An 8,954-nucleotide genomic window follows, 5' to 3' on the forward strand; every position below is an offset into this window, starting at 1 on the left:
CCCCGCAAAACCGGCGACATCGTCCAAGCCGCACTCGTGCTCACCCACCACGAACACGGCTACACATAAACCACTGAGATCACCTCAATGGAAATTGCGGGACCGGGGCCGTCGACGACAGCGGAGGAGGCGGTATGGCAGCGGGGGAGCGGGACGCGCTCGTCGACGTCGATGGGGTGCTGGTCGGGCACGAGCAGCGGCTCGACGCCCAGTGGGCGACCGGGGTGACTGCGGTGCTGGTGCCGGACGGCGCGAGCGCGGCGGTCGACGTCCGCGGCGGCGGGCCGGGCACGCGCGAGACGGACGTGCTCGAGCCGAGCCACCTGGTGCAGCAGGTGCACGGCATCGTGCTGACCGGCGGCAGCGCCTACGGGCTGGCCGCCGCCGACGGCGCGATGCGCTGGCTCGGCGACCGCGGCCACGGCGTGCGCGTCGGCCCCGACCCGATGCACGTGGTTCCGGTGGTGCCCGGCGCGGTGATCTTCGACCTGCCGATGAACGACTGGGGCAACCGGCCGGACGCCGACTTCGGCCACCGCGCCTGCGGGAACGCCACCCGCACCGAGACGCGGGAGGGCAACGTCGGCGCTGGGACCGGCGCGGTCGTGGGCTGCGTCAAGGGCGGCATCGGCACGGCCAGCGAGGTGCTCGACGACGGCACCACGATCGGCGCGCTGGTGGCGGTCAACGCCGCTGGCTCGGCCATCGACCCCGATACAGGACTCCCGTGGATCCCCACTCCTGGTCTGCGGTCACCCGATCAGGCGGAGATCGACGCGGCCCGGCCGCTGTTCGACACCCGCCCCGGCCGCCGCGGGCCGATCGACCGCCCGCTCAACACCACCATCGGCGTGGTCGCCACCGACCTGAAGCTGTCCAAGGCCGAGTGCCAGCGGCTCGCGGTGGCCGCCCAGGACGCGCTGGCCCGCGCGGTGCGGCCCGCTCACCTGCTGGTCGACGGGGACACCATGTTCGCGCTGGCCACCGGCACCGGGGCGGCGCTGCCCGCGCCGGGGGAGCAGGGCTGGTCCACGCGGCTGGACGCGGTGAGCGCGGCGGCCGCCGACGTGGTGGCGCGGGCGATCGTGCGCGGCGTGTTGGCTGCCGAGCCGGTCGACGAGGTGACGTCGTACACGAGCCTCTACCCCTCGTCGCGGGAATGAATCATCGTGGACCTACGTTTCGCCCGACGAAAGCCGCACCCGCGACCGCGATTCCACATCGTGGGAGCGAGGTGCTCCACCTATTAGGATGGTTGCTGTGCTGGTGATCCGACGCGACCTCGTGGATGCGATGGTCGCGCATGCCCGACGGGACCACCCGGACGAGGCGTGCGGTGTGATCGCCGGTCCGGAAGGGTCGGACCGCCCGGAACGCTTGGTCGAGATGATCAACGCCGAGCGCTCGCCCACCTTCTACCGGTTCGACTCCGGTGAACAGCTGAAGGTGTGGCGTGAGATGGACGCCAACGACGAGGAGCCGGTGGTCATCTACCACTCGCACACCTCGACAGAGGCCTACCCGTCGCGCACCGACGTCTCCTACGCCTCGGAGCCCAACGCGCACTACGTGCTCGTGTCCACCAGGGACCCGAAGACCCATGAGCTGCGTTCCTACCGGATCCTCGACGGCGAGGTCACCGAGGAGCCGGTGGAGGTCGTCGAGTCGTACATGTTCGCCCACACCGGATTCGACGAGGTTCCCGACCGCGACTGAACCGCGGTCGTACCCGCTGGTGTTCGCGTCCCCGCATCCCTATGTAGTCCTCTGTGGACATGGAGGTTTCCCATGGCAGTCAAGGTTTCGATCCCGACCATCCTGCGTACCCACACCGGTGGCGAGAAGTCGGTCCAGGCTGAGGGCGGCACCGTCGCCGAGGTCATCAACGACCTCGACAACAACTACAACGGCCTGAAGTCCCGCCTGGTCAAGGAGGGAAACCTGCACCGCTTCGTGAACGTCTACGTCAACGACGAGGACGTCCGCTTCGCCGGTGGTCTCGAGGCGAAGGTCGCCGACGGCGACAACGTCACCATCCTCCCCGCCGTCGCCGGCGGCATGTGAGTTTCAGACTCGCCCTGCGTGGCGATGCCAGTAGTGGGTTCTCAGAGGCATTCCCGAATGCGTTGCCCCGGGAGAGCCTCTGAGAACCCGCAGAACTGTTCTTCTTGCGGTGAGTAGGAGATGCACCGTGGCTCGTTACGACTCGTTGCTGGACGCGCTCGGTGACACGCCTCTGGTGGGGTTGCCCCACCTGTCGCCGGCTCCGGACGTCCGGCTGTGGGCGAAGTTGGAGGACCGGAACCCGACCGGTTCGATCAAGGACCGCCCGGCGCTGGCCATGATCGAGGCCGCCGAGAAGGAAGGTCGCCTCACCCACGGCTGCACGATCCTGGAGCCCACCTCGGGCAACACCGGGATCTCGCTGGCGATGGCGGCCAAGCTCAAGGGCTACGGCCTGGTCTGCGTGATGCCGGAGAACACCTCCGAGGAGCGCCGGCAGCTGCTGCAGGCCTACGGCGCGCGGATCATCTCCTCGCCGGCGGCCGGTGGTTCCAACCAGGCGGTGGCGATGGCCAAGGATCTGGCCGAGCAGAACCCGGACTGGGTGATGCTCTACCAGTACGGCAACCCGGCCAACGTCGAAGCGCACTTCACCACCACCGGGCCGGAGATCCTGCGCGACCTGCCGACCGTCACCCACTTCGTGGCCGGCCTGGGCACCACCGGAACGCTGGTCGGCGTCGGTCGCTACCTGCGCCAGCAGAAGCCCGACGTGCAGATCGTCGCGGCCGAACCGCGCTACGGCGAGCTGGTCTACGGCCTGCGCAACCTCGACGAGGGCTTCGTCCCGGAGCTCTACGACGCCGAGGTCCTGACCCGCCGCTTCTCGGTCGGCTCCTACGACGCCCTGCGCCGCACGCGCCAGTTGCTGGAGTCCGAGGGCATCTTCGCCGGCATCTCCACGGGCGGCGTCCTCCACGCGGCACTGACGATCGCGGAGAAGGCCGCAGCCAACGGCGAATCCGCGGACATCGCCTTCGTCGTCGCCGACGCCGGTTGGAAGTACCTCTCCACCGGCGCCTACAGCGGCACCCTCGACGACGCAGCCCAACGCCTCGAAGGCCAGCTCTGGGCCTGATCCGTCTACGCCCGGAGATTTACAGTTTCAATTGAAACTGTAAATCCCACCCACGGCGGATCACAGTTTCAATTGAAACTGTGGTTTCTGGGGCCTGGGGTCAGCCGGCGAAGGAGTAGGGGCGGACGCCCGTTGCCAGGTTGGGGATGACGAGGATCGAGCCGTCGGCTTCGGTGGGTTCGGAGACCTCGTCGGTTGCCGTGGTGATGTAGAGGTTCGTCAGGTCCGGGCCGCCGAAGCAGCAGTCCGTCGGGCGTTGGGCCGGGAGCGGGATCGTCCGGTCCAGGTCGCCCGTGGGGGTGTAGGAGCGGAGCTCGCCGCGGTCGCGGATCGTGATCCAGAGGTGGCCGGAGGCGTCCGCGGTCAGGCCGCCGGGTTCGCCGTCGAGCTCGCACAGGGTGCGACGGTTGGAGCAGTCACCAGTGGTCAGGTCGAAGTCCAGGACGTCGATGCGTCGGGCTTCGCCGTCGGCGAGGTACATGCGGGTGTTGTCCGGGCTCCAGGCGATGCCGTTGCCCGCGGGCAGGTCCTTGAGCGCGATGTGCGCCGAGCCGTCGCCGGAGACGCGGACCAGCCAGCCGCCTTCGCCCAGCGTCGTCGCCCACAGCCGGCCCTTGGCGTCGATCATCGTCGCGCCCGCTTCGGCGCCCTCGCGCGCCCAGTAGATCAGCCAGGTGCGCTGCGAGCCGGTGGAGTCGAACAGGGCGATGCCCTCGTCCAAGTGCAGCGCCAGGCCGCCGCGGCTGCGCGTTTTCGCCGCGCTGACCTGCTGCGGCAGTTCCATCGCGTGATCGGTGCGGCCGGGGACGAAGCGGTGCGCGCTGTGCGCCGGCGGGTCGGTCCACAGCAGGGTGTCGGTGCCGATGTCCCACGTGGGCGCTCGTCCGGATCGCGCCGCCGCTGGCACTGCTGAGTCGACCTGCACGTGAAGCCCTTCGTCCGGAACGCAACGATCCAGGACCTTATCGCGCGGCCAGACTGTTGATCTTGCGGTTGGGGCAAGACGTCCGAATCTCCGGGCGAACCCCGAGACCGCGGAGGGGCGCTCCGCGTAACCTCGAAGTGTGAACCGGCTGCCTGATCGTCCCCGACCGCGCGTGCTGCCCCCGAATCCGCTGAGCGCAGCGGTGGGCATGCTCATCGCCACTGCGGCGCTCTACGGCATCGAGTTCTACGATCGGGTCAACCCGTTGACGAACCTGGAGAGCTACGGCATCCAACCGCGGTCCGTGGGCGGCCTCGACGGGATCTTGTGGGCCCCGCTGCTACACGCGGGCTGGGATCACCTGTGGGCCAACACGCTGCCGTTCTTGGTGCTCGGCTGGTTGGTGCTCGCCGGCGGGTTGGGGCAGTTCCTCGCGGTGACCGCGACTATCTGGATCATCGGCGGCCTCGGCACCTGGCTGTTCGGAGCGACGCCCGGGGTGCACATCGGCATGTCCGGGGTGATCTTCGGCTGGATGGTGTTCCTGCTGGTGCGCGGCTTCTTCCAGCGCAGCATCGCGCAGATCCTGGTCGCGGTGGTGCTGTTCTTCTACTGGGGCGGCATGTTGTGGGGCGTGCTGCCCGGTCAGCCCGGCATCTCCTGGGAGGGCCACCTGTTCGGCGCGATTGCCGGGTTCCTGGCCGCGTGGTTGGTGGGACGCAGCACTCGGCAGCGGGTCACCAGCGGTGGGCCTGGCACACTGGCCGGGTGACTGACGCCCCGATCGGGATCTTCGACTCCGGCGTCGGCGGGCTGACCGTGACCCGCGCGATCATGGATCAGCTGCCCGGCGAAACCGTGCACTACGTCGGCGACACGGCCAACGCGCCCTACGGCCCGATGCCGCTCGCCGAAATCCGCGCCCGCACCCTGGCCATCACCGACGCGCTCGTCGAGGACGGCGTGAAAGCCCTGGTGCTGGCCTGCAACACCGCGTCCGCGGCCTGCCTGCGCGATGCCCGCGAGCGCTACTCGATCCCGGTGGTCGAGGTCATCATGCCCGCGACGCGACGCGCGGTGGCGACCACGCGCAACCGGCGCATCGGCGTGATCGGCACCAAGGCGACCATCCGCTCCCGCGCCTACGACGACGCCTTCACCGCGGCCCCGGACATCGAGCTGACCACGGTGGCCTGCCCGAGGTTCGTGGATTTCGTCGAGCGCGGCATCACCACCGGCCGGCAGATCCTCGGACTCGCGCAGAGCTACCTCGACCCGCTGCAGCAGGCCGACGTCGACACGGTGGTGCTCGGCTGCACGCACTACCCGCTGCTCACCGGTGTGCTCCAGATCGCGATGGGGGACCAGGTGACGCTGGTCTCCAGCGCGGAGGAGACCGCCAAGGACGTGGTGCGGGTGCTGACCGAGAACGACCTGCTCGCGGGGCCGGACGCGGTGCCCGAGCACGCGTTCCACGCCACCGGGACGCCTGACCGGTTCGCCCGGCTGGCCACCCGGTTCCTCGGTCCGGTACTCAAGGCCGATGCCGTCCGGCCGCTGGCCATGTCAAGCTCGACCGCATGAAGCTGACGATCCTCGGCTGCTCCGGGAGCATTCCCGGCCCGGATTCGCCTTCATCCGGGTACTTGCTGGAGTCCGGCGACACCCGCATCGCGATCGACCTGGGCAACGGCACGCTCGGCGCGATGCAGCGGTTCATCGACCCGTTCTCGCTGGACGCGCTGTTCTTCAGCCACCTGCACCCGGACCACTGCGCGGACTTCGGTGCGCTCGCGGTGCTGCGCCGCTACCACCCGAACCGGCCCAGCGGACGGCTTCCGGTGATCGCGCCCGCGAACGCACCGCAGCGGTTCGCCGCGCTCTACGCGCCGGACGCCGAGGAGCTGGCCGAGACGGATCTGTCGGACGTGTTCGAGTTCGTCACGGTGTCCGCCGAACCCGTGCGCATCGGCCCGTTCGAGGTGCGGGCGATGCCGGTGGCGCACCTGTGCGAGTCGTGGGGATTCCGGGTCGCGGCGGAGGGCAAGGTGCTGGCCTACACCGGCGACACCGGCCCGTGCCCCCAGCTGACCGACCTCGCCGCGGACGCCGACGTCCTGCTGTCCGAGGCGTCCTGGGAGGACTCCCCGGATGCTCCCGGAGGCGTGCACCTGTCGGGTCGCCAGGCCGCGGAGGTGGCGAAGACGGCCGGAGCTCAGCGCCTGCTGCTCACCCACGTCGTGCCGTGGGCGAACGGCAACGCGATCCGCACCGAAGCCAAGGCCGTCTACGACGGACCGACCGAACTAGTCGTTGCGGATGGCACCTATGAAATCTGACGTCGTGCTCCGGCCAGCTGCCGATTCCGACGCGACGGACATGGCCGACGTCTGGCTGCGCTCGTTCAACACCGCGCTGCCGACGGTGCGCCGAGCGCACAGCGACGACGAGGTGCGGGGCTGGTTCACCCACGTCGTCGTACCGAACTCCGAGTGCTGGGTGGCCGAGGAGCAGGGCTCGGTGGTCGGCCTCCTGGTGCTCGAGGGCGCGGAGCTGGAGCAGCTCTACCTCGATCCGTCGCATCGCGGCCGAGGACTGGGCGATCAGCTCGTGGACCTGGCCAAACGCCGTCGCCCGGACGGGCTGGAGCTCTGGACCTTCCAGGTCAACGGCCCCGCCCGGCGCTTCTACGAGCGGCACGGCTTCGTCGCGGTCGAGCACACCGACGGACAGCGCAACGAAGAGCGCGAACCGGACGTCCGCTACGTCTGGCAGCCGTAGTGCCCGACATGCGCGGGTGGCCCCTTGACGAGGGGTGATTCGGGCCGGGCTTAGGGTTGGGGCGTGGCACGAGCGGATGGGCGGAGCGACGACCAGCTCCGAGAGGTGCGGATCACACGCGGATACCAGGACTGGCCGGCAGGTTCGGTTCTGGTCGAGTTCGGCCGGACGCGGGTTTTGTGCGCGGCCAGCGTCCAGGAGGGCGTTCCGCGCTGGCGGACCGGTTCCGGACTGGGCTGGGTGACCGCGGAGTACGCGATGCTGCCGTCGTCTACGAACACGCGCAGCCCCCGGGAGTCGGTGAAGGGTCGCATCGGCGGCCGCACCCACGAGATCAGCCGGTTGATCGGCCGCTCCCTGCGCGCCTGCATCGACATGGCCGCGCTGGGCGAGAACACCATCGCGCTGGACTGCGACGTGATCCAGGCTGACGGTGGCACTCGCACGGCCGCGATCACCGGTGCGTACGTGGCGCTGGCGGACGCGGTGACCTGGCTGGGCGCTGCCGGTCGGCTGTCCGACCCGAAGCCGCTGTCCTGCTCGATCTCCGCGATCAGCGTGGGCGTGGTGGACGGCCGGGTGCGCCTGGACCTGCCCTACGAGGAGGACTCGCGCGCCGAGGTGGACATGAACGTGGTCGCCACCGACCACGGCACCCTGGTGGAGGTGCAGGGCACCGGCGAGGGCGCCACCTACACCCGGTCCACGATGGACAAGATGATCGACTTCGCGCTGGACGGCTGCGCGAAGCTCGCCCAGATGCAGGCCGACGCGCTGGCCGCGCCGTACCCGGGCGAGCTGCCGGGCGGTGCGGCATGAGCCGCGTCCTGCTGGCCACTCGCAACCAGAAGAAGCTGGTGGAGCTGCGCCGCATCCTCGAAGCCGAGGGCGTGACCGGCGTGGAGGTCGTCGGCCTGGCGGACGTCCCCGAGTTCCCGGAAGCCCCGGAAACCGGCGCGACGTTCGAGGAGAACGCGGTGGCGAAGGCGGCGGACGCGGCGAAAGCCACCGGCCTCCCGGCGATCGCCGACGACTCCGGCATCGCGGTCGACGCCCTCAACGGCATGCCCGGTGTCCTGTCGGCCCGTTGGTCCGGCAAGCACGGAGACGACCAGGCCAACCTGGACCTCCTCCTCGGCCAGATCACGGACGTCCCCGACGACCGCCGCGGTGCGGCCTTCGTCTCGGCAGCGGCCCTGGTCCACCCGGACGGCGCGGAAACCGTGGTCCGAGGCGAATGGCGAGGAACGGTGATCCGCGAAGAGCGCGGAACCAACGGCTTCGGCTACGACCCGATCTTCGTCCCCGAGGGCGAAACCCGAACCAGCGCCGAGCTGACCCCGGCCGAGAAGGACGCAGACTCCCACCGAGGCCGCGCCCTCCGCCTGCTCCTCCCAGAACTCCGCAACCTCGCGGGCTGACAACGCACACGATCCCTGGTGAAGGGCACCTTTGACCGACATAGCCCGGATCCGCCGGTGTTGTGTTGAGGTTTGTGGCGGTGGGGGTCGTGTCGTGGTGGGGTAGATGCCCTCTGGCCTGGGATGATTGTTCTTGCGAGAGAGACAATCGGTTCCGAGGTGGGAGGGCATCTGCTGGATGCAAGCATCGCATAGTGCTGGCGTGGTGTCGGTGAGGTTCGATGATCCGAATCTTGTGTCGTGTGCGGGTGTGGTGCCGGTGATGCGGCTGGCCGAGCAGGCCGGCTTGGCTGATCTGGCTGAGCAGACGGTGAAATTGTCACCCGCGGTGGGTTCGGCGGGGGCGAATCCGGGTGTGAAGGTGTCCTCGGTCGTGGCGGGCATGGCCTGTGGTGCGGACTCGATCGACGATCTCGGGGTGGTCCGTCACGGTGGCATGGCCCGGTTGTTCACGGAGTTGCGGGCGCCGTCGACGCTGGGCATGTTTCTGCGTGGCTTCACGTATGGGCATGTGGCGCAGCTGGAGAAGCTGGGCCGGATGGTGCTGGAACGTCTGGCCGGGCGGTGCGGGTTGTTGCCGGGGGCAGATGGGCTGGTGTTCGTCGATATCGACTCGAAGATCAAAGAGGTTTACGGGGCGGGGAAACAGGGTTCGGCGTATGGGTATACGAAGGTGCGGGGCCTG

General features: G+C 69.4%; 11 protein-coding genes and 1 pseudogene. 11 read left to right on the forward strand and 1 reads right to left on the reverse strand.

What is annotated here, in order from left to right:
- Positions 1-134: 134 nt before the first annotated feature.
- The 4 genes from ACWCO2_RS36170 to ACWCO2_RS36185 all read left to right on the forward strand — a co-directional run bounded on the left by ACWCO2_RS36170 (position 135) and on the right by ACWCO2_RS36185 (position 3,142).
- Entirely contained in the window at positions 135-1,163 is a 1,029-nt protein-coding gene (locus ACWCO2_RS36170) for a P1 family peptidase (RefSeq protein ID WP_450132312.1), read from the forward strand.
- Positions 1,164-1,260: 97 nt separating this feature from the next.
- The gene (locus ACWCO2_RS36175) at positions 1,261-1,716 is read left to right on the forward strand and encodes a Mov34/MPN/PAD-1 family protein (protein ID WP_450132313.1); all 456 of its coding nucleotides are present in this window, start codon (positions 1,261-1,263) and stop codon (positions 1,714-1,716) included.
- A 72-nt stretch (positions 1,717-1,788) separates the two neighbouring features.
- Positions 1,789-2,064: a MoaD family protein gene (locus ACWCO2_RS36180; RefSeq protein ID WP_450132314.1), complete on the forward strand. Its 276-nt coding sequence runs from the start codon at positions 1,789-1,791 to the stop codon at positions 2,062-2,064.
- A 127-nt stretch (positions 2,065-2,191) separates the two neighbouring features.
- Complete coding sequence (locus ACWCO2_RS36185) at positions 2,192-3,142, forward strand: PLP-dependent cysteine synthase family protein (protein ID WP_450132315.1); 951 nt, start codon at positions 2,192-2,194, stop codon at positions 3,140-3,142.
- A 100-nt stretch (positions 3,143-3,242) separates the two neighbouring features.
- Here ACWCO2_RS36185 and ACWCO2_RS36190 read toward each other — a convergent pair whose 3' ends face one another.
- Complete coding sequence (locus ACWCO2_RS36190; protein ID WP_450132316.1) at positions 3,243-4,067, reverse strand: SMP-30/gluconolactonase/LRE family protein; 825 nt, start codon at positions 4,065-4,067, stop codon at positions 3,243-3,245.
- A gap of 172 nt (positions 4,068-4,239) precedes the next feature.
- On the opposite strand from ACWCO2_RS36190, the gene ACWCO2_RS36195 reads away from it, so the two are divergent.
- From ACWCO2_RS36195 to ACWCO2_RS36225, 7 genes and pseudogenes are all read left to right on the forward strand, one after another.
- Entirely contained in the window at positions 4,240-4,839 is a 600-nt protein-coding gene (locus ACWCO2_RS36195; RefSeq protein WP_450132322.1) for a rhomboid family intramembrane serine protease, read from the forward strand.
- Positions 4,836-5,651 carry a glutamate racemase gene (gene murI / locus ACWCO2_RS36200; protein ID WP_450132317.1) on the forward strand — a complete coding sequence of 272 codons (816 nt, stop codon included), beginning with the start codon at positions 4,836-4,838 and terminating at the stop codon, positions 5,649-5,651. The genes ACWCO2_RS36195 and murI overlap by 4 nt, the downstream gene beginning before the upstream one ends.
- The gene (locus ACWCO2_RS36205; protein ID WP_450132318.1) at positions 5,648-6,406 is read left to right on the forward strand and encodes an MBL fold metallo-hydrolase; all 759 of its coding nucleotides are present in this window, start codon (positions 5,648-5,650) and stop codon (positions 6,404-6,406) included. Before murI ends, ACWCO2_RS36205 begins: the two co-directional genes overlap by 4 nt.
- Positions 6,396-6,848, forward strand: a complete 453-nt coding sequence (locus ACWCO2_RS36210; RefSeq protein ID WP_450132319.1) for an N-acetyltransferase family protein — start codon at positions 6,396-6,398, stop codon at positions 6,846-6,848. The genes ACWCO2_RS36205 and ACWCO2_RS36210 overlap by 11 nt, the downstream gene beginning before the upstream one ends.
- Before the next feature lie 63 nt (positions 6,849-6,911).
- The gene (gene rph, locus ACWCO2_RS36215) at positions 6,912-7,667 is read left to right on the forward strand and encodes a ribonuclease PH (protein WP_450132320.1); all 756 of its coding nucleotides are present in this window, start codon (positions 6,912-6,914) and stop codon (positions 7,665-7,667) included.
- Positions 7,664-8,269 carry an RdgB/HAM1 family non-canonical purine NTP pyrophosphatase gene (gene rdgB, locus ACWCO2_RS36220; RefSeq protein WP_450132321.1) on the forward strand — a complete coding sequence of 202 codons (606 nt, stop codon included), beginning with the start codon at positions 7,664-7,666 and terminating at the stop codon, positions 8,267-8,269. Before rph ends, rdgB begins: the two co-directional genes overlap by 4 nt.
- A 202-nt stretch (positions 8,270-8,471) precedes the next feature.
- Positions 8,472-8,954, forward strand: a pseudogene (locus ACWCO2_RS36225) (IS1380 family transposase); the annotation flags it as partial.

This window comes from Saccharopolyspora sp. NPDC002376 (assembly GCF_053593195.1).

Excerpts from the sequence above, each read along its gene's own strand:
- ACWCO2_RS36170 (WP_450132312.1), top strand. The coding sequence starts at position 135 with ATGGCAGCGGGGGAGCGGGACGCGCTCGTCGACGTCGATGGGGTGCTG.
- ACWCO2_RS36180 (WP_450132314.1), top strand. The coding sequence starts at position 1,789 with ATGGCAGTCAAGGTTTCGATCCCGACCATCCTGCGTACCCACACCGGT.
- ACWCO2_RS36205 (WP_450132318.1), top strand. The coding sequence starts at position 5,648 with ATGAAGCTGACGATCCTCGGCTGCTCCGGGAGCATTCCCGGCCCGGAT.
- ACWCO2_RS36210 (WP_450132319.1), top strand. The coding sequence starts at position 6,396 with ATGAAATCTGACGTCGTGCTCCGGCCAGCTGCCGATTCCGACGCGACG.
- rdgB (WP_450132321.1), top strand. The coding sequence starts at position 7,664 with ATGAGCCGCGTCCTGCTGGCCACTCGCAACCAGAAGAAGCTGGTGGAG.